The organism is Streptomyces sp. NPDC007896, assembly GCF_042959425.1.
GTDB lineage: Bacteria > Actinomycetota > Actinomycetes > Streptomycetales > Streptomycetaceae > Streptomyces.
This window is the reverse complement of record NZ_JBIBKX010000005.1, coordinates 156864-175997: the sequence shown is the minus strand read 5'-3', so window position 1 is coordinate 175997 and position 19134 is coordinate 156864. Positions and strand designations below refer to the sequence as shown.

At 70.8% G+C, this 19134-nt stretch carries 21 protein-coding genes; 12 read left to right on the top strand and 9 right to left on the bottom strand.

What is annotated here, in order from left to right:
• Nucleotides 1-152 precede the first annotated feature (152 nt).
• The gene (locus ACFZDJ_RS18165; protein WP_384915480.1) at nt 153-1778 is read left to right on the top strand and encodes an MFS transporter; all 1626 of its coding nucleotides are present in this window, start codon (nt 153-155) and stop codon (nt 1776-1778) included.
• Nucleotides 1775-2404, top strand: coding sequence for a hemerythrin domain-containing protein (locus tag ACFZDJ_RS18160; RefSeq protein WP_391060078.1), 630 nt, complete (start codon nt 1775-1777; stop codon nt 2402-2404). Before ACFZDJ_RS18165 ends, ACFZDJ_RS18160 begins: the two co-directional genes overlap by 4 nt.
• A 20-nt stretch (nt 2405-2424) precedes the next feature.
• On the opposite strand, the gene ACFZDJ_RS18155 is transcribed toward ACFZDJ_RS18160, so the two are convergent.
• Together ACFZDJ_RS18155 and ACFZDJ_RS18150 are read right to left on the bottom strand one after the other, a co-directional pair.
• Nucleotides 2425-2883, bottom strand: a complete 459-nt coding sequence (locus ACFZDJ_RS18155; RefSeq protein WP_390936145.1) for an SRPBCC domain-containing protein — start codon at nt 2881-2883, stop codon at nt 2425-2427.
• On the bottom strand, nt 2880-3191 hold the full coding sequence (locus tag ACFZDJ_RS18150; protein WP_099919073.1) for a helix-turn-helix transcriptional regulator: 312 nt from the start codon (nt 3189-3191) through the stop codon (nt 2880-2882). Before ACFZDJ_RS18150 ends, ACFZDJ_RS18155 begins: the two co-directional genes overlap by 4 nt.
• Before the next feature lie 119 nt (nt 3192-3310).
• Here ACFZDJ_RS18150 and ACFZDJ_RS18145 point away from each other — a divergent pair, with 119 nt between their 5' ends.
• From ACFZDJ_RS18145 to ACFZDJ_RS18120, 6 genes are all read left to right on the top strand, one after another.
• Nucleotides 3311-3727, top strand: coding sequence for an SRPBCC domain-containing protein (locus ACFZDJ_RS18145; RefSeq protein ID WP_391060076.1), 417 nt, complete (start codon nt 3311-3313; stop codon nt 3725-3727).
• A 53-nt stretch (nt 3728-3780) separates the two neighbouring features.
• The gene (locus ACFZDJ_RS18140) at nt 3781-4353 is read left to right on the top strand and encodes a TIGR03086 family metal-binding protein (RefSeq protein WP_391060074.1); all 573 of its coding nucleotides are present in this window, start codon (nt 3781-3783) and stop codon (nt 4351-4353) included.
• Nucleotides 4353-4667 carry a hypothetical protein gene (locus tag ACFZDJ_RS18135; RefSeq protein ID WP_390936140.1) on the top strand — a complete coding sequence of 105 codons (315 nt, stop codon included), beginning with the start codon at nt 4353-4355 and terminating at the stop codon, nt 4665-4667. Before ACFZDJ_RS18140 ends, ACFZDJ_RS18135 begins: the two co-directional genes overlap by 1 nt.
• Before the next feature lie 79 nt (nt 4668-4746).
• Nucleotides 4747-4992, top strand: a complete 246-nt coding sequence (locus tag ACFZDJ_RS18130) for a hypothetical protein (RefSeq protein WP_054234230.1) — start codon at nt 4747-4749, stop codon at nt 4990-4992.
• A 3-nt stretch (nt 4993-4995) separates the two neighbouring features.
• Nucleotides 4996-5373 carry a toxin Doc gene (locus ACFZDJ_RS18125; protein ID WP_384915498.1) on the top strand — a complete coding sequence of 126 codons (378 nt, stop codon included), beginning with the start codon at nt 4996-4998 and terminating at the stop codon, nt 5371-5373.
• A 542-nt stretch (nt 5374-5915) separates the two neighbouring features.
• Entirely contained in the window at nt 5916-7823 is a 1908-nt protein-coding gene (locus tag ACFZDJ_RS18120) for a ricin-type beta-trefoil lectin domain protein (RefSeq protein ID WP_391060072.1), read from the top strand.
• Nucleotides 7824-7845: 22 nt separating this feature from the next.
• Here the strand turns inward: ACFZDJ_RS18120 and ACFZDJ_RS18115 are convergent, their stop codons facing one another.
• Together ACFZDJ_RS18115 and ACFZDJ_RS18110 are read right to left on the bottom strand one after the other, a co-directional pair.
• Nucleotides 7846-8850 (bottom strand): NAD(P)-dependent oxidoreductase, encoded by a 1005-nt coding sequence (locus ACFZDJ_RS18115; RefSeq protein ID WP_391060566.1) that lies wholly within the window; start codon nt 8848-8850, stop codon nt 7846-7848.
• Between the two features lie 29 nt (nt 8851-8879).
• Complete coding sequence (locus ACFZDJ_RS18110) at nt 8880-10049, bottom strand: alpha-hydroxy-acid oxidizing protein (RefSeq protein WP_390936135.1); 1170 nt, start codon at nt 10047-10049, stop codon at nt 8880-8882.
• 113 nt (nt 10050-10162) lie between these two features.
• Here ACFZDJ_RS18110 and ACFZDJ_RS18105 point away from each other — a divergent pair, with 113 nt between their 5' ends.
• Nucleotides 10163-11341, top strand: a complete 1179-nt coding sequence (locus ACFZDJ_RS18105; protein ID WP_391060070.1) for a helix-turn-helix domain-containing protein — start codon at nt 10163-10165, stop codon at nt 11339-11341.
• A 366-nt stretch (nt 11342-11707) separates the two neighbouring features.
• On the opposite strand, the gene ACFZDJ_RS18100 is transcribed toward ACFZDJ_RS18105, so the two are convergent.
• The 5 genes from ACFZDJ_RS18100 to ACFZDJ_RS18080 form a co-directional block, all read right to left on the bottom strand.
• Nucleotides 11708-12376 (bottom strand): cyclase family protein, encoded by a 669-nt coding sequence (locus ACFZDJ_RS18100; protein ID WP_390936131.1) that lies wholly within the window; start codon nt 12374-12376, stop codon nt 11708-11710.
• A 41-nt stretch (nt 12377-12417) separates the two neighbouring features.
• Nucleotides 12418-14001 (bottom strand): purine-cytosine permease family protein, encoded by a 1584-nt coding sequence (locus tag ACFZDJ_RS18095; RefSeq protein ID WP_384915512.1) that lies wholly within the window; start codon nt 13999-14001, stop codon nt 12418-12420.
• A gap of 244 nt (nt 14002-14245) precedes the next feature.
• Nucleotides 14246-14692 carry a TIGR03668 family PPOX class F420-dependent oxidoreductase gene (locus ACFZDJ_RS18090; RefSeq protein WP_391060068.1) on the bottom strand — a complete coding sequence of 149 codons (447 nt, stop codon included), beginning with the start codon at nt 14690-14692 and terminating at the stop codon, nt 14246-14248.
• A gap of 64 nt (nt 14693-14756) precedes the next feature.
• Nucleotides 14757-15584 carry an LLM class F420-dependent oxidoreductase gene (locus ACFZDJ_RS18085; RefSeq protein WP_384915518.1) on the bottom strand — a complete coding sequence of 276 codons (828 nt, stop codon included), beginning with the start codon at nt 15582-15584 and terminating at the stop codon, nt 14757-14759.
• A gap of 50 nt (nt 15585-15634) precedes the next feature.
• Nucleotides 15635-16186: a hypothetical protein gene (locus ACFZDJ_RS18080; RefSeq protein ID WP_067360110.1), complete on the bottom strand. Its 552-nt coding sequence runs from the start codon at nt 16184-16186 to the stop codon at nt 15635-15637.
• A 309-nt stretch (nt 16187-16495) separates the two neighbouring features.
• On the opposite strand from ACFZDJ_RS18080, the gene ACFZDJ_RS18075 reads away from it, so the two are divergent.
• From ACFZDJ_RS18075 to ACFZDJ_RS18065, 3 genes are all read left to right on the top strand, one after another.
• The gene (locus tag ACFZDJ_RS18075; RefSeq protein WP_385384099.1) at nt 16496-16990 is read left to right on the top strand and encodes a subtilase-type protease inhibitor; all 495 of its coding nucleotides are present in this window, start codon (nt 16496-16498) and stop codon (nt 16988-16990) included.
• Nucleotides 16991-17367: 377 nt separating this feature from the next.
• On the top strand, nt 17368-18222 hold the full coding sequence (locus ACFZDJ_RS18070; RefSeq protein WP_391060564.1) for an ABC transporter permease subunit: 855 nt from the start codon (nt 17368-17370) through the stop codon (nt 18220-18222).
• Complete coding sequence (locus ACFZDJ_RS18065; RefSeq protein ID WP_391060066.1) at nt 18219-19106, top strand: ABC transporter permease subunit; 888 nt, start codon at nt 18219-18221, stop codon at nt 19104-19106. Before ACFZDJ_RS18070 ends, ACFZDJ_RS18065 begins: the two co-directional genes overlap by 4 nt.
• Nucleotides 19107-19134 lie beyond the last annotated feature (28 nt).

Genomic DNA, 19134 nt, shown 5'->3' with positions numbered 1-19134 from the left:
TCACTACTGCGAGGGGAGAAGCGGGCCCGAATGTGACGTCCGGAGGGTGAAATGTGACGTACGTCTCATGACGCCCGCCGGGCGTCACACCGGTCGAAGCCCACGCCCTCTTGACCGCGAGTCCGATGCCTCGACACAAGGAGACAGACACCGTGTTCAAGAAGTGGCACGACAAGTGGCACGGCAACCCATGGGCGATCCTCATCACGCTCTCCCTGGGCTTCTTCATGACCCTGCTCGACCTGACGATCGTGAACATCGCGATCCCCGACATGGGCCAGGACCTCGACGCCTCCCTCGACGAGATCCTGTGGGTCGTCAACGCCTACACCCTCGCCCTGGCCGTCCTGATGATCACCGCGGGCCGCCTCGGCGACCTGCGCGGCAAACGCAACCTGTTCCTCACGGGCGTCGCCCTGTTCACCCTCGCCAGCCTCGCCTGCGGCCTCGCGCGGAATCCGGCGGAGCTGATCGCGTTCCGCGCGGTCCAGGGCCTGGGTGCGGCGCTGCTCATGCCGCAGACCCTGTCGATCATCGCGGAGGTGTTCCCGGCCGACCGGCGGGGTGCCGCGATGGGCATCTGGGGCGTGGTCGCGGGCGTCTCCGGCGCCCTCGGCCCGATCATCGGCGGCGCGCTGATCACCCACCTCGACTGGCGGTGGATCTTCTTCGTGAACCTGCCGCTCGGGGTCGTGGTGCTGGGCCTCGCCGCGGCGATCATCCCCGGTTCACGGCGCACCGTACGCCACCGCTTCGACACCCTGGGTGTGCTGCTCGCCTCAGGAACCCTCTTCTGCCTGGCCTTCGGCCTGACCGAGGGACAGCGCTACGACTGGAACGCCTGGATCTGGTCGCTGTTCGGCGCGGCGGCACTCCTCTTCGCCGCCTTCCTCGGCCATGAGCGCCGCCAGCAGGGCGACGACCCGCTCGTCCCCTTCTCACTGTTCAAGGACCGCAACTTCACCCTCATCAACTTCGTGGGTGTCACCGTGTCCTTCGGCATCGTCGGGATGTTCCTGCCGCTGACGATCTATCTGCAGTCCGTACTGGGCTTCAGCGCGCTCAAGTCCGGGCTCGTGCTGCTGCCTCTCGCGCTCGGCTCGTTCGTGATGGCCGGGCCCGCCGGAGTCCTCGCGGACAAGATCGGCGGCAAGTTCATCCTGATGACCGGGCTGCTCGCCTGGACGGCGGCCCTGGTGTGGATCGTGGCCGCGGTCGACGTCGGGTCGAGCTGGACGGCGGTCGCCTTCCCCCTCTTCCTCGCGGGTCTGGGCGCGGGCTGCACCTTCGCGCCGATGGCCACGGAGGTCATGCGCAACGTACCGGCGAAGCTCTCCGGAGCGGCGTCCGGCGTCAACAACTCGCTGCGGCAGGTCGGTTCGGTGCTCGCGGGCGCCGTCGTCGGCGCCGTGCTCCAGGCCCAGCTCGCCTCCTCGCTCACCGACCAGGCCCGACAGCGCGCCGGACAGCTGCCCGCCGCGTACCGCGACGGCTTCGTCGGCGGCTTCTCCCAGGCGGGGACCGATGTGAACGCGCGCCAGGCGGCGCGGCTGCCGGCGGGCGTACCGCACGACATCGCCGACCGCATGCGCGCGCTGGGCGCCCAGGTCTTCGGCCACGGCTTCGTGCACGCCATGGGTCCCGCCGTCCTGGTCTCGGCCGCCGTCCTGCTGACCGGCGCGCTCGCCTGTCTCGCCGTACGCCGTCACCGCGGCCCGTCGGCCAACCCGCACGCCCTGCCCGTCCACGAACTCGAACTGGAGGAAGCGACCTCATGACCACCGAAGCCGCGACCGGCACCGTCGATCTCACCGTCATGTACGCAGCCCACGACGCCTTCCGCCGCGACCTGGAACGCCTCGGCGCCGCGGCGGCCGACGGCACCGCCTTCACCCCCCAGGTCCGCGCGGGCTGGGACAACTTCAGGCATCAGCTGCACATCCACCACACCGCCGAGGACAGCGATCTGTGGCCGCGTCTGGAGCGCAAGGTCGTGGGCCGGCCCCGGGACGTCGCCCTCCTCGCCGAGATGGAGGCGGAGCACGCCCTCCTCGACCCGCAGCTCACCGCCGTCGACGCGGCCCTGATGGACCGGTCGGCCGAACTCCCCGCGCTGGTCCGCTCGTTGGCGTCGACCCTCGACGAACACCTCGCCCATGAGGAGGAGAGCGCCCTGCCACTCATCCGGGAGGTGCTGACGCCCGCGGACTGGGGCGCGTTCACCGGTCGCATCCGAAAGACGCAAGGCGTGCGCGGAGCCGCGCTCTTCGTACCGTGGATCGTCGACGGAGCGCCGCCCGCCGACCGCGCCCGGTTCCTCGGCGCGCTGCCCCCGCCCGTACGGGTCCTCAACAAGCTGTTCTGGGAGGGGGGTTACCGCAGGCGCGGGTTGTGGGGGGTCTGAGACTGAGAGCCCGGAAGCGCTCAGGCGGGGTTCTGCTCCATCCAGTTGTCCGGGCCGGGGTCGCCACCGGGCGCCCGTACGGCGAGCCGGTCCAGGTAGTGCTCCCAGCCCTCCTGGTGCGGCCCGCGGGCCGGCTCGGGCAGCCCGGAGTGGGTCAAGGTGAGCAGGGTGCCCTCCGGCTCGGGGGCGAAGGTGACCTCGATCCGGCTGCTGCCGGGCGGCACCGGGTCGCCCTCGTTCTCCCAGCCCCAGGTGAAGACGATCCGCGTGTACGGGTCGACCTCCTCGAAGCGTCCGGAGGCGGTCGCTTCACCGACGACCCGCATCCGGTACGCGCCACCGGGCGTCGGGTCGAACGCGCCCTCGATGCCCTGCCAGGACAGCCATCGGTCGGCGTCGGTGAAGAAGGAGAACACGGTCTGCGGACGGGCCTTGATGTGCCGCTGTACGACGACGGAGCCGTCGGGGGTGATGGTCATTTCTGCTCCTCCTCCCGCTCGGCCTGTTCGGCGAGCGCGGCCAGGGCGTCCAGGGAGTCGCCCCACATGGACTCCAGGTAGGCGGCCAGCGGTCCCATCCCAGCACGGTCCGCGCGGTAGTACCGCTTGGTGCCGTCCTTTCGGACGACGACCAGCCCCGCCTCGCGGAGCACCTTCAGGTGCTGGGAGACCGCGCCGAAGGTGACGTCGAAGCGCTCGGCGATCTCTCCGGCGGACAGCTCCTCGTGCCACACCAGCTGGAGAATCGCCCGCCGCCGCGGCTCGCTGATCGCCTTCACCTGATCCACGCTGCTTATTTTAGTCATGGCTTTAACTTGCGTCGGACGTAGGTCTTATTTTAGTGTCGACTAAAGAAAGATGTTCGGGGCGATACCGGACACTCACGACATGCCTGGGAGGACGTCCGATGGCCGACATCGCGATGCAGCTGACCATCGAGGCCGAGGCGGACACCGTCCGCGCGGCGCTCGCCACCGAGACCGGCGTACGCAGCTGGTTCACCACGGACGCCGCGATAGGGGAGGGCGTCGGGGCGGAGCACGCGCTGAGCTTCCCCAGCGTGCCGGAGCCCTGGCGGCTGCGGATCACCGAGTCCGGCGACCGGCGCCTGGTCCTCGCGGGTGAGAACGGCCCGTGGGCCGGCACCACGCAGACGTACGAGATCCTCGACGTCCCCGAGGGCGGGGTCCAGTTGCGCTTCACGCACGCCGGGTTCCCGGACCGGGGCGACGCCTACCGCGACTTCACCTACGGCTGGGCCACCAAGTTCACGGCGCTCAAGGCGTACGCGGAGACGGGCAAGCCCGCTCCGTTCTTCGGCTGACCGTCCCCTTCTCCTCCATCACCTCCACCCCGTCTTGAATGGGAGCAACCCTCATGAGCACCAACCCCGTTGAACTCGCCGACCAGCTCGCCCGCGCCGCCCGTAACCTGCGGGCGCACGCCCGGCAGTCGGACCTCACCGGAAAGCGTGAACTGCCCACCCCCTGCGCCGCGTTCGACGTCCACCGGCTCAGCGAGCACCTGCTCGGCGTGCTGACCATGAGCGGGTACGCCGCCAAGAAGCAGGCGCTGCCCGCCGACGCCCCGACGACGCTGACCGAGGCGCCCTGGGTGGTGTATCCGCCGCTCCTCGACCAGCTCACCGCGGCCTGGGCCGAGCCCGGCGCCTGGGAGGGCGAGACCTCCTTCGGGCCGAACACCTTCCCGGCCCCCTTCGCCGGGATGATCACCATCATGGAGCTGACCGTGCACGGCTGGGACCTGGCCACGGCCACCGGGCAGCCGTTCACGGCCGACGACGACGTGGTCGCCACCGCGACGGCCATCGTCGGACAGATCGCCGAAGGCGCCCGGGCGAACGGATCCTTCGGACCCGAGGTCGAGCCCGTCGCCGACGCCACCCCGCTGGAGCGCCTGCTCGCCCTCACCGGACGGAAGGTCGCCTGATGGCGGACGCCGCCGAGCTGTTCGGCCGCCTCGCGGAGGATCTCGTCCCCCGCGGGGCGAGGCTCTCCAAGATGTTCGGCATGCCGTGCCTGAAGGACCCGAACGGCAAGGCCTTCGTCGGTCTCCACGAAGGCGAACTCGTGGTCCGCCTGCACCGCGACAGTCCCGAACACGCCGAGGCGCTCGCGGTCACCGGCGCCCACCTCTTCGACCCGATGGGCGGCCGCCCCATGAAGGACTGGGTGTGCCTGCCGCTCGCCGCCTCCGCCCGCTGGCTGCCCCTGGCGGAGGCGGCCCGCGAGCAGCCCCGCTGAATCGGTCCGCGGTACCGCTGCGCATACCTCTTGAGCAGGTGATATTTACGAGTAAGTACCCTCGCGGTACCTTGGCTGCATGCCAGCCTTGAATGTGGAGTTCAGTGACCGTGAACTCGAGGACCTCCGGCAGATCGCCAAAGAGCGCGGTACGTCGATGAAGGCCCTGGTGCGTGAGGCCGCCGCGGCCGACATCGTGCGGCACCGGGCGCTGAAGGAGGGCGCGGAGGTGTTCCGCCGCTTCTTCACGGCGCACGCCGACGAGTTCGCGGCCGCCTTCCCCGAGGACGAACCTCCCGGCAGGGGCGAGGGACGGGCCGCCTGAGCGATGGCTCCCGTCATCCACATCGACGTGCCGTGGCTGTTGCAGCGCCACGAAGAGGTGCTGCCCGACCAGCCCACGGTCAACGACTTCTCGGCCCTGGTCGCCGCCGTGGCCCGGCACCGCGTCGACCCGCCCCGCCTCGGAGTCGACTCCGACCCGGCCTGGCGCGCCGCCGCTCTCCTGCACACCCTGGTCCTGCTGAAGCCGCTACCGGCCGCCAACGCCCGTTTCGCCTGTTCGGCGGCGGTGGCGTACATGTTCGTCAGCGGCGTCGGGATCGACCCGCCCTACGGGGCGCTCGTCGATCTCGCCCGGGATCTGATCTCCGGCAAGACCGACGTCTACGGCGCGGCCGACCGGCTGCGCTCCTGGCAGATCTGAGACCGGCCGCGCGGCCCCCTGCCGCCCCCCGAGGCCGCCGGCCGAGGGCGGGAGGATCGGGGCCGGCGGCCGGTTTCGCGCGGGAGAGCCGCCGTCCTGCGCGGGGCCTCCGAGAAGGGCCGGGTTCCAGTGGACTACGGAGCTCCGCGCGCCGGGAGCGTGCGACGGGCTCCGGAGCGAGCGCGCGGTTCACACGGGGCGCGTGAGGCCACATGGCGTATGCACGTGGTGCCGCGGCGAGGCGCGTGAACGGGCCCCGGGAAATTTCGAAAGCCGGTGCGAGCGACGCGAGTTGGCGCCGTTACTGACTATCTTTCAATATGTGGATGTTGCTCAAGTGCCTTGTTGGTCATGAGCGTGTTGTGCGAGGGTGAACTTACCGCGCGGGTCAATGGCCGGGCATGAAATCGGTGTTCATTATTCCGGGCCGGCGGCCATTTTCCCGGCGCTCCGTCAAAAAGGTGTGCACCAGGCAGGGGCTCCCTTTTCGACGACCAAGGAAATTCTGTGCACCACCTTGCACCGTGGAAGGAACCCGCTCTGTGCCCACCCCCCACCCCCCTCGCCCGTCCTACCCTCCCGGCGGTGCTCCCGGGGAGTCCGACGAAAGCCTCGCCGCGCGGCTGAGAGGCCGGACGGAGGGCGAGGCCACGCAGTCCGTCGCCCTGCTGATGGCGCGGCACTGGCAGCCGACGCACGACTACGCGGCCATCTGCCTCGCCTCTTCCTCGAACGTCACGTCGATGGTCGCCGCCACCTCCTTCCACTACGCGCTCGACTGCCTGATACGCGGCGAGTCCGGAGCGGCTCTGCGGCCCCGACTCCTCGTGACCGTGCGGGACACCGTCAATGAGTGGGCCGGTGAGGACCGGATATCCGGTGTTCTGCCGGATTTGAGGAAACCTGCCGGGGGGCGGGGTATGCGGGCGGCGCAGTCCATGACCGCCGAAAATCGGAAGCTCGCCGAGCGCTCTTTCCACGCCTTGCCGCCCCTCGCCCAGTGCCTGCTGTGGCACACCGAGGTCGAGGCCGAGGACATTTCCGTACCGGCCGGTCTGTCGGGCCTGGACGTCGACACCGCGTCAGCCGCTCTGGAGCAGGCCCGTGAGCAATTCCGCCAGGGATGTGTGCGCGCCCACCGGGAACTCGCGCCGAGCAAGGAATGCGGCTTCTACAACCGGCTGTTGGACGTCCCGATTCGTCGGGGCGGCGCCTTGCTGCCGGATGTCCGACAGCATCTGGGGGAGTGTCGTCACTGCCGGCACGCGGCCGAGCAACTCGGCTATTTCGAAGGCGGCTTGGGGATTCTGCTCGCCGAAGCGGTGCTCGGTTGGGGCGCGCGACGTTACCTCGACGCACGCCCGGGGCGCGTACGGCAAGCGATGCGCCCCGAGGAGGAGTCCGCGTTCGGCAGCGGACGGGCGGGTGCCGGCGGACGGTCGGGTATCGGCGGACGCGTGGGGACCGGCGGGCGTCTCGGGACCGGTGGGCGTCCTGGGAGTGCTGGTCGGCATCGTCTGCTGGCGCAGATTCCCGCCCCCGGGCGGCTGGTCCAGATTGCCCAGAAGCACTCGAAGGTCCTGCTCACGGGGGCGGGCACCGCCTCGGCGGTGCTGCTCGTGACCGTGCTGACCATCAGCCTGTGGTCCCACGGCGACGGTGGCGCCGACCCGGCCGCCTCCACGGGTGTCGGCAGCAGCCACACCGTCTCGCCCAGCCCGGTCGCCCCGGACCCCTCCGTCGACTCCTCGCCCCCGACCTCGGCCGGACTGCCCACCAGCACCGAGCAGACCCGGCTGCGCAACCTCGCCGCCGATCTCTGCCTCGACATCCGGGGCGGCAGGGCCAAGGCCGGTGCCGAGGCCGAGCTGGCCGTCTGCTCGTCCGCCTGGACCCAGCAGTGGTCGTATGAGAACGACGGCCTGCTGCGCAGCGTCGCCGACCCCGCGCTGTGCCTGGACTCGCACGCCGACGACGGTGTCGTCGCCCTGGACCGCTGCGCCCCGCAGAGCGCCGCGCGGGGCGGCGACGTGCGCTACGACCTCACCGTGCGGGGCGAGTTGCTGTCCCGCTCGCGCGAGGGACTCGCGCTCACGCCCAGTTCCACCGATCCGAACGCCGACATCGTCGTCAAGGACCGGGACGGCTCCGACGCGCAGCGGTGGCGGACCGACTCCGCCTCCGCCGACCCCGGGTCGCTGTCGATCGCGGGGACGGCGAGCGCCACGACCCGGCCGGTCAGCAAGGCGCCGTCCCCGCAGGGCACGGCGGACGAGCCGAGCGCGTCGCCCAGCGAGCCGCCGACGGACGGCCGGGCCGACCCGTCGGCGACCCCCTCGGAGTCCTCCGCCGAGCCCCGTTCCGTGACCGTCGGCGACCGCACGAGCCCCCAGCCCGTGCTGCCGCTGACCGCCCCACTCTCCTCCCTCGTGGAGGGGTTGGGGCTGTAGCGGGCGCCCCGGGCGACAGGACCTAGGACACCACGTCCCGGGGCGGCTTGCCCGCCACGAAGTCGGCGGCGTTCTGGACCGCCGCCAGCGCGATCCGTACGAGCGTCTCGCGCGTGACGCCCGCGACGTGCGGCGACAGCACCACGTTCGGGGACTTGAGCAACCGCAGGGCCGCGGTGGGCGGTTCGGGGTCGAAGACGTCGATGCCCGCCCCGGCCAGGGCGCCCGCCCCGAGCGCGTCCGCGAGGGCGTCCTGGTCGATCAGGGCGCCCCGCGAGGTGTTGACCACGAACGCGGTCGGCTTGAGGAGCGCGAGCCGCTCGGCGTTCAGCAGATGCCGGGTCTCCTCGGTGAGCGGGGCGTGCAGCGTGACGTAGTCCGACGTCCGCAGCAGTTCGTCGAGTTCGACATGGCGGGCCCCGCCGAGCCGCGCCTCGGCCTGCGCGCCGACGGACTGCGGCCCGGCGTACACGATGCTCATGTCGAACGCGACCGCGCGCCGGGCGACCTCCTCGCCGATGTGGCCGAGCCCGATGATGCCGAGGGTCTTGCCGGACAGTTCGGTGATGGACCGCTGCAGCCTCGGCAGCGCCCAGTCGGCGTCGACGAGCGCGGTGTGCGCCGGGACCAGCTGCTTGGCGAGGGCCAGCATGAGGGCGAAGGTCTGCTCGGCCACGTTCTGCTTCTCGGCGCCGCTGGAGCCGATGTTGCACACCGGCACACCCTTCGCGCGGGCGGCGTCCAGATCCACGTAGTCGAAACCGTGGCTCGCGCACTGGACCAGTTCCAAGTCCGGTGCGGCGGCGAGGTGTTCGGCGGTCACCGGGCCGAGGCCCGTGATGATGACATGGGCCGCGCGCAGCGCGGCCGGGTCCTCGTCGGTCGTCTCCACGACGGTGACACGGGCCTCGCCGGGGAAGACGGTGGCGAGCGCGGCACCGGCGGTGCGACCGCCGACGTGGGGCGAGACCACGGCCAGAACGTTCTTCGCCACCGAGGGGACCGTCGTGTCGATCGTGTCGGTCATGTGGGCAGTGTCGGTCGTGTGGGTCTGGCTCATGCGGATTCCTCGATCAGGTCGTCGGGGCCGAGGCCGGCGGGGCGGGCGTGCCCGGACAGGGCGAGGGTGAGGTCGAACTCGGCGAGCAGACACCGGACGACGTGCTCGACGCCCGTCTGCCCGTCCAGGCCCAGCCCATAGGCGTACGGGCGTCCGACGAGCACGGCCCGCGCGCCGAGCGCGAGCGCCTTGAAGATGTCGTCACCGGTGCGGATGCCGCTGTCGAAGAGGACGGTCAGCCGCTCGCCGACCGCCTCGACCACCCGCGGCAGCGCGTCGGCCGCCGCCACCGACCCCGCCACCTGCCGGCCGCCGTGGTTGGAGACGACCACGCCGTCCATCCCGGCGTCGGCGGCGCGCCGGGCGTCGTCCGGGTGCAGGATGCCCTTGAGGACGATCGGCCCGTCCCAGTTCTCGCGCAGGAACTCAAGGTCGGGCCAGGTCTTGCCCGGGTCCGCGAACATGCCGACGAAGTGCAGCACGGCCGCGTTGGGGTCCTCGTGCACCGGCTTGGCCAGACCCGCCTGGAACGCCGGGTCGGAGAAGTAGTTCGCCGTGCCCACACCGTGCAGGAACGGCAGATACGCCTGGTCGAGGTCGCGCGGACGCCAGGCCAGCAGTGGGGTGTCGAGGGTGACGAACAGCGCGGTGAACCCGGCCGCCTTCGCCCGGTCCAGGAACGACCGGGTGACCTCGCGGTCCTTCGCCCAGTACAGCTGGAACCAGCGTTCCGCCTCACCCATCGCCTCCGCGACCTGCTCCATGGGCGTGCTGGACGCCGAGGACAGGATGTAGGGGACGCCCTGCGCCGCGGCGGCCCGCGCGGCGGCGGACTCCCCGTCCGGATGCATGATCGACAGCACGCCCACGGGCGCGAGCGCCAGCGGCGCCGGCAGGGCGCGTCCCAACACCTCGACGGACAGATCGCGTTCGTGTACGTCGCGCAGCATGCGCGGCACGATCCGGCGCCGGTCGAGGGCGGCCCGGTTGGCCCGGGCGGTGCTCCCGTTGCCCGCGCTGCCCGCCACGTAGCCGACCGGACCGGGCCCGAGCCGCTGCTCGGTGAGCTCCTCCAGCCGGGTCAGATCGGTGGGCAGCCGCGGTACGGCGCCCGTCATTCCGTTCAGATAGATCTCGTACTGGAAGTCGGCCCAATGCTTAGCCATCCGTACGTCCCGCCTCTCGTCCCTGAGACCGCGCTGTACGCCGTCGATCCTGGCGAAGGTGACAAGAGCCGTCCACTGAGGTGCGCACATCGCGCGGCTGGGATCATCACCCTGTGACAAGTCAGCCCGTTGCCGCCAGAGAGCACGTCCGGCAGGAGATGGTCGCCGATCCACGCGTCGTGGCGGCGATCGTCTCGGCGGTCCACGAACAGGTCCCGGTGTACGCCGCGCTGGACGACAGCCGGCTGCCGGAGGTACGGGCCATCGCGGCCTGGGGTCTGGAGCGGCTGCTCCACCTGTGGGTCACCGACGGCGCCCTCGAACCGTCGGACCTGCGGCGCCTGCGAGGCATCGCGGCGGCCCGCGCGGCGGACGGGCGGCCCGTGCAGGCGGTGCTGCGGGCCTACCGGGTGGCGGCGACCGTCCTCACCGACGAGATCGCGGCCCGCGCGCCCCGGCTCGCCGCCGCGGACGCCTTCGCCCTCTCCCGGATGCTGCTGACCGCGCTCGACACCCTCTCCGAGGAGATGACCACGGCGTACGCCGCCACCGACGAGGACCTCGCGGCGGACCGTGACCGGGCGCTGCGGCTGCTGCTCGACGACCTGATCGCCGGGCGGCACGCCTCGGTGGGTGCGCTGAGCGACCGGTCGGCCCGGCTGGGGGTCCAACTCCCCGACCCCTACTGTCTGTTGGTGGCCGAGCCGGTGGGCGCGGAGCGTCCCGACATGGCGCTCGACGCGGCGACGGGGCTGCTGGAGGCGTTGGCCGTTCCGGGGGACGAGGTGGCCTCGTCCGCGACGGTACGTGGCTCCCGTGCCGTTGTGTTGCTGCCGGGTGCGGCTGCCGCCAGGGCGGGGGCTGTGCTGGACGCGCGGTCCTGGCGGGGCTGCGCGATCACCGGGGAGAGCCTGGACCGGGTCGCCGTGGCGCATCGGCTCGCCGCCGACGCCCTCGACACGGCGCCTGCCCACGCGCACCGGCCGGGGCGTGTCCTCACGGACGCCGACGCCCATGTCCTCGCCCTGCTCGGCGGGCATCCGGTCGCCGCGCCGGACCATGTCGCCCGCCTCGTTCTGGGGCCGCTCACCGACCCGGGGCAGCGGCATCTCATGGAGGCGTTGACCGCGTACATCGACGCCGGCTCGGCGAGCGCCGCCGCGCGGGTGCTGCACCTGCACGCGCAGTCCCTGCGCTATCGCCTGCGGCGCATCCACGCCCTGACGTCCCGGGATCCCCGCGACCCCTGGCAACGACTCACCCTGGACATCGCCCGCACGATCAGGCCGTAGCCTCCTCGCCCCCGCCGCCCTACCCGACCCATCCCCCAGGGGCTTCGCCCCTTCAACCCCGACCCCGACGGGGGCTGCGCCCCCTGTACCCCCGCATCGCCCGAAGGGCTCGTCCTCAAGCGCCGGACGGGCTGAGTGGTGTGGGCCGGCGTGGGTGGGCTGCGCCCTCGGCGTCGGCCGGCCCGAGGCCTTTAGGGGCGCGGGGAACTGCGCGAACGGCCCCCACCGGCCCGCAGCCGAACGAAATGGGGCGGGCCGGGATCCGGGGCGAAGCCCCGTTCGAGGGGCGCGGGGAACTGCGCGACCAGGCCCCACCCGCCCGCACCCGACGAACACACCCCAGGTAGGGACTACCCCAGGTAGGGACTACCGCGCGCGGGGCGTGACGCGGGCCGTCGCCCGGACCGGGCCCCCGTCGGCCCCGGCCAGGCGCATCGGAAACAGGAACACCTCGACCGAGCACCCCGCGGCCTGCGCGTCCGCGACGCCTCCGAGCGCGGTCAGGTTCTCCGCGATCACACCCCCCGCTCCGCACAGCACACGGTGCGAGGGAAGATCCACGGGACCGGTCGGATCGACGCTCAGCGCGTCGATCCCGACGGTGAGGACACCCGCCGCGACCACGGCCTCCGCCGCCTCGGGCGTGAGCCAGGGATGGGCGAGGTAGTCCTCGGTTCCCCAGTACCGCGACCACCCGGTGGCCAGCAGCAGAATCGAACCGGGCCGCAGCAGACCCAGGGCAGGGGCGAGCAGATCGGGAGTGATCGGCGCCCGCGCCGGCAGCCCACGGACGTCGGCGACGACCGCAGGCCCCGCGAACCGCTCCAGCGGAAGATCGTCCAACGTGGGCCACGCCTCGTCCACGTGGTACGGCGCGTCGACATGCGTACCGGACTGTGACCCCATGTGCAGCCGAAGGACGTTCACTCCGTGCTCGGCGACCCGCAACGCCCTGGAGACCTCCACCTCCGGGTCACCGGGATAGACGGGCATGCCGGTGACGACGGGCACGGACAGGTCGAGCCAGCTCTCCATCAGTTCTCCATCAGCTCATCAACCAGCTCTCCGTCGGCTCCTCAACTGCCTTCGACGGCGAGGACCGCGGGCGTGCCCTCGTTCTCCGTACCGGGACCGGTGATCGGCGGCACCGGCACGTCGACGGTACGGGCCAGCCGCGGGCCCTCGGGCCCGTACACCGCCCGCGGCTCGGGGAACAGCCGCAGCATTGCCAGGTACAGCACGGCGGCGACGGCCAGTGACAGCGGCAGGCTGATGTCGATGCCGTTCGCGAGGTCGCCCAGCGGTCCGACGAACTGGCCGGGGATGTTGGTGAACAGCACACCGACCACGGCGCCCACCCACCAGGCCGTCATGCCGCGCCAGTTCCAGCCGTGCGTGAACCAGTAGCGGCCGCCGCGCTGACGGCGGTTGAAGACCTGGAGCGCGTCCGGGTCGTACCAGCCGCGCCGGGTGTAGAACCCGAGGATCATCACGACCATCCAGGGCGTGGTGCAGGTGATGATCATCGTGGCGAACGTCGAGATGGACTGCACCAGGTTGAAGCCGAAGCGGCCGATGAAGATGAACGCGATCGACAGGACTCCGACCAGGATCGTCGCCTGGACCCGCGACAGCTTCGGGAACACCGACGAGAAGTCGAGCCCGGTGCCGTACAGGGACGTCGTGCCGGTCGACATGCCGCCGATCAGGGCGAGCAGACACACCGGCAGGAAGAACCAGCTCGGCGAGATGGCCAGCAGGCCGCCCACGAAGTCGGGGGCCGCCGGGTCGACGTACTTCGGCGCCTTGGTCGCGATGATGCTCGCGGTCGCGAGTCCGAACACGAACGGCAGCAGGGTGGCGATCTGGGACAGGAACGCGGCGCCGACGACCTTGCGGCGCGGCGCGTTCGCCGGGATGTAACGCGACCAGTCGCCGAGGAACGCGCCGAAGGACACCGGGTTCGACAGCACGATCAGCGCCGAGCCGATGAAGGAGGGCCAGAACAGCGCCTGCGTCGCCGAGTCGGCCGAGGCCGTGAAGGCACCGGCGTACGAGGGATCGAAGTCACCGGCGAAGGCGATCGCGCCGAGCAGGAAGAGCAGGGTCGCCGAGGTCACCGCGATCTTGTTGACGAAGAGCATGAACCGGAACCCGTACACGCACACCGCGAGCACCAGGCAGCCGAAGAGCGCGTACGCGACCACGTACGACAGATTGTTCTGCTCCAGTCCGAACAGCCGGTGCGCGCCGCCGACCAGGGCGTCGCCGGAGCTCCACACCGAGATCGAGAAGAAGGCGACGGCCGTGAGCAGCGACAGGAACGAACCGACGACCCGGCCGTGCACACCGAGGTGCGCGGAGGAGGCGACCGCGTTGTTGGTGCCGTTGGCCGGGCCGAACATCGCCATCGGGCACAGGATCAGCGCCCCGACGACGACTCCCAGGAGGGTGGCCGCGAGCCCCTGCCAGAAGGAGAGGCCGAAGAGGATGGGGAAGGCCCCGAGGACGCAGGTGGAGAAGGTGTTCGCACCGCCGAAGGCGACTCTGAACAGGTCGAGCGGCGACGCGGTGCGGTCCGCGTCGGGGATGCGCTCGACGCCGTAGGTCTCCACCTCGGTGAGAGACGGCGACGGCGTGGCGGGGGAGTTCTCGGACAAGGGTGCTCCAGCGAAGTGCCTGTGCCCGGACGCGGGCGGTGGAGCGCCTGGTGGCGCGAGGGGAGGGAGGCCCGTTGTCGCCGCGGGGTGTGCGGCGCAAGCGGATGCTGTCCTGAGGAGTTCTGCCGACGCTAAGGCCGGGCCGGGGCCTGCGCCAGAAGGTAAAACATCCATCTTCCGCGTCCGGGGTGGAGCATTCGTCCAGTGGAGCGTTTGTCCGTCATGGCAGGTGCCCGGCGGTGGCTCAGTGCTCCGGGCCGGGCTGCGGTGCGGCGCGCCAGCCGTGCCAGCGGTGGACGGTGACGGCGATCACCGGGCCGTCCGGCGGCCGCTGCCGGTACTGCGCGTACTTCTCGCGCAGCAGGGCGATCGCCGCCGTGTACTCGTCCTGCGTCCCGGGCGGCAGGACGCGGGCGTCACCGTCCGCCCGTACCCACCACAGCCGGTCCCAGTCCTCGTCGTAGACATCGACGAGCAGGCACACGGCGGGGTGGGCGGCGATGTTGCGCAGCCGCCGCAGCCGTCGCGATCTCTTGGGCTTGTGGTCGACGGCGGTGACGATCTCACCGCCGTGCGCCGCGAAGACGAGGGGCACCAGGTGCGGGTGCCCCTCGTCGTCCACCGTCGCCAGGCGCGCCACCCGTGCCGCCGTGAACCGGCGGCGCGCCTCCTCCTCGTCCATGTCCGGCACGGCGAGCTCCGATTCCCCGGCGGCGGGAACACGGTGAGCTCGCAGTCCCCGGTGGCCGGAAGCGTCAGCGGTGGGCGGACACGGCCTCGGCCAGCTCGTCGAGTGTGCGCAGTGTCTCGTCCTGCGGCTGGGTCGGCAGATACACCAGCACCCGGTCGACGCCGAGATCCGCGTAGATGTCGAGGGACTCGCGGTCGTGCCCGCCCGCGTACACCACCACGGCCGGCCCGTCACCGGCCGTCTTGCGCATCTGTTCGATGCGCGCGCCCAGTTCCTTGGGCGGTACGCCACTGGGCAGCCACGCCGACCCGTACTCGGCGACGCGGGCGAAGGTGCGCTCGCTGTTGCCGCCGACCCACAGGGGTGGGTGCGGCCGCTGGACCGGCTTGGGCCAGGCGTAGACGGGTGCGAAGTCGACGAAGTCGCCGTGGAACTCGGCCTCGTCCTTGGTCCAGAGTTCGATCATGGCGCGAATGCGCTCGTCCATCAGCCGGCCGCGGGAGGCCGGATCCGTGCCGTGGTTGCGCATCTCCTCCCGGTTCCAGCCTGCGCCGACACCGAACACGGCGCGGCCGCCGGAGATCAGGTCGAGGGAGGCGACCTCCTTCGCGGTGGTGATCGGATCACGCTGGACCACCAGGGCGATCCCCGTGCCCAGGAGCAGGTCGCGGGTCACGGAGGCAGCCGCGGCGAGCGCCACGAACGGATCGAGCGTGCGGTAGTAGACGCGGGGCAGTTCGCCGCCGCCCGGATACGGCGTCTTTCGGCTCACCGGGATGTGCGAGTGCTCGGCCAGCAGCAGCGTGTCGAACCCGCGCTCTTCGAGAGCGGGTCCCAGGGCCCTGGGGCCGATGCCCTCGTCGGTGATGAACGTCGACACTCCGAACTTCATCCGCGACCACCTCGTCCTGTCGGCTGTTGCTGTCAGTGTGACGCGGTCGGTCACTCCTCGTCAGGTGTGGCGTCCCGCGGCGTGGCGTCCGGACCCTGGGCCCGGACCCGCTGTACATGCTCCAGCGAGTCGCGCAGTTCCGTCAGCCAGTCGTCGGCGTGACGCTGGACCAGACGGACGCACCAGGCGAGGGCGTCGCTGCGGCTGCGCGCGACCCCGGCGGCGATGAGGGTGTCGAGGACCTGGCGCTCGGGCTGGCGCAGCCGGGTCATGACGGGCGCGGCGATGTGGGTGAACAGGGCGCGCTCGCCCCCGCACTCCACACCCCAGGAGACCTTCTTGCCGAACCGGTGCTCGGCTTCCCGTGCCACCGCGACCCGGTCGTCGCGGGTGCGCTCGCGGAATTCCTGGATACGGGCCTGGGCGGCCGCCTCCTTCTCGGCGTCCGAGGCACCTTCGGCGAGCCCGGGCTCGGGGATGCGGCCGACGACGGTGATCTCCTCCCGGTCGACCGTCACCTCCACCAGGCTCTCGAAGAGATCGTCGGGCAAGCGGCCGGCGAACCAGCCGCGCAGCTTCTCGTGCTGCTCTGAAGTAATCATGTAATGACGATTACTCCCTTGCGCGGAAGAAGCAAGAGGGTCCGCCGGGGGCTGAACCGGAATGTTTCAGGCCTATTGCGGAGCCGGGGGAATCCGGCCAGGAGGGTGTCCTTGGCGATCAACAACCCCTCAGTTCCGGGGCTTGAACGTTCGAGTTTCGCTACTTCACGCCACTGCTTCAACACTCAAAGTTACTGAAACGCATGGGGTCGATGTGTGTTTCCGGTCCGGACTCGGCAGACTCGCGCTCGCCGCACCGGCACCCAACCGAGCCGGTACTGCATTCAATCGAGCGGAAGGATGCACACAATGCCGACCACCGCGCGCTGGGCAGCGACTCTCACCCTCACGGCCGCTGCCGTATGCGGCCCCCTTGGGGGGTCCGCCCTCGCCACCCCGGCCCACGTGACTCAGACGGCTGAGACCCGGACGGTCACGAGCCAAGCCCATGCCACGCCGGCTCTCGCCCCCTCCGGGCTCTACGCCCCCTCGGCCCTGGTGCTCACCATGGGCCACGGAGAGACCGCCGCCACCGTCACCCCGGAGCGCGCGGTCACGCTGAACTGCGCCCCGACCCCCTCCGGCACCCACCCCGCCGCCTACGACGCCTGCGCCGAACTCCGGGGGGTGAACGGCGACTTCGACGCCCTGACCCTCAGAGACGGCGCACTGTGTACGCGGCAGTTCGATCCGGTGGTCGTCACCGTCGAGGGTGTCTGGCGCGGCAAGCGCGTCGCGTACGAACGGACCTTCGCCAACGAGTGCGTGAAGAACTCCTACGGGACGAGCTTCTTCACGTTCTGAGAGACCGGGATCGCGCGGCCTTCGTGAGCGTCGAGCGGGGTCAGTAGGTGGGGAGTGCGCGCCCCGAAGCACGGAGAACGACGCGATCCCGCATCGGGGGTCGGTCAGGCGGAGTGGGGCCGCCGGCCGGCCCCCGACATCTTTCTGCCCGGGCTCGGTGCCCTCAACTCGCAGTGGTGTCAGAAGTGTTGACCCCGCACTGGAAACGTTTTAATTTCCCCTCACCCGACAGTCCGAGGTGAGGAGGCTCCGTGGCCGCAGTGTTACGGGATCACGCAGGTACGGAGGCGGTGGACCCCTCGCCCCGCCCTCCAGGCGAGGCCCGGCGCGGCTTGAAACGCTTTCAGAAACACGGCAGCAGGACGCTGTTCCTGCTGATGCTCCCCGGGCTCGCTTACTTCCTGGTGTTCCACTACGGCGCCCTGCTCGGCAACGTCATCGCGTTCAAGGACTACGTGCCGTTCGACGGCGTCTGGGGCAGCCGTTGGGTGGGCCTCGACAACTTCCGGCGGATGTTCGAGGACGCCGAGTTCTGGGACGCGGTCCTCAACACGCTCTGGATCGCGGTCCTCCAGATCGTCTTCTACTTCCCCGTCCCGCTCGCCCTCGCCCTGCTGCTGCACAGCCTCACCCGCAGCAGCATCCGCCGTTTCGTGCAGTCGGTGGCCTACCTGCCGCACTTCATCTCGTGGGTGATCGTCGTCGCCCTGTTCCAGCAGGTCCTGGGCGACACGGGCATGGTGAACAGCTATCTCGGCGACGCCGGCCTGCACACCGTGGACATCATCGGCAACCCCGACGCCTTCAAACCGCTCGTCGTCGCCCAGGTCATCTGGAAGGACGCAGGCTGGGGCACGATCATCTTCCTCGCCGCACTCTCCCAGGTCGACGAGCAGCAGTACGAGGCCGCGGCCATCGACGGCGCGGGCCCCTGGCGCCGATTCTGGCACGTCACCCTGCCCGCCATCCGCGCGGTGATCGTGCTGCTGCTCATCATGCGGCTCGGCGACATCCTCTCCGTCGGCTTCGAACAGATGCTGCTCCAGCGCGACGCCGTCGGCCCGCGGGCCGCCGAGATCATCGACACCTTCGTCTACTACCAGGGCATCGTCGGCGGCGACTATGGATTCGCCGCCGCCGCGGGCCTGTTCAAGGGTGTCGTCGGCGCCCTGCTCGTCTACGCGGCCAACAAGGTCGCCCACCGCCTCGGCGAACAGGGGGTCTACCGGTGAGCACCCATGCCCGGCCCGGCTGGATGGAGAAGCCGAGGCCCGCGACCCAGGCCGCCAAGGCCGTCGCCCTCGTCGCCGTCGTCCTGCTGGTGTGCGTGCCGTTCCTCGTCATCCTGTCCACCTCGCTGGCCTCCCAGCGGGAGGTCGTCGCGAACGGCGGCTGGGTGCTCTGGCCCCAGCACCCCACCCTCAAGGCCTACCGCGACATCCTCGACGGCGGCATCGTCACCCATGCCCTCGGCGTCAGCGCGGGCGTCACCCTCGTCGGCACCCTGCTCAGCCTCGTCTGCACCGTCACCCTCGCCTATGCGCTGTCGCGCCCCGGCGTCTTCGGCGGCAAGCCGGTCCTGCTCCTGATCCTGTTCACCTTCCTCTTCCCCCCGGGCATGATCCCCGGCTTCCTGCTGGTCAAGGAGCTGGGCGTGCTCGACTCGTACAGCTCGCTGATCCTGCCCGTGCTCGTGAACGTGTTCAACCTCGTCGTCCTGCGCGGCTTCTTCCAGGGGATCCCTGAGGAGCTGTACGAGGCCGCGCGGCTGGACGGGGCGGGGGACTGGCGGGTGCTGTGGTCGGTCGTACTGCCCCTGTCGAAGGCGGCCCTCGCCGTCGTCGGACTGTTCTACGCGGTGGCGTACTGGAACTCCTGGTTCTACGCCTCCCTCTACCTGGAGAGCGACCACTGGCCGCTCCAACAGGTGCTGCGCACCTACGTGGTGGCCGGTTCCGGGCGCACCGACACGACGGTCGGCGAGGGCACCGTCAACGCGCCGCAGACGGTGCAGATGGCGGTCCTGGTGATCGCCACCGTACCGATCCTGCTCGTCTATCCCTTCCTCCAGAAGTACTTCACCAAGGGCGTGCTCACCGGCGCCGTCAAGAGCTGACTCCGTCCACCAGGAAAGGTCGGTTTCC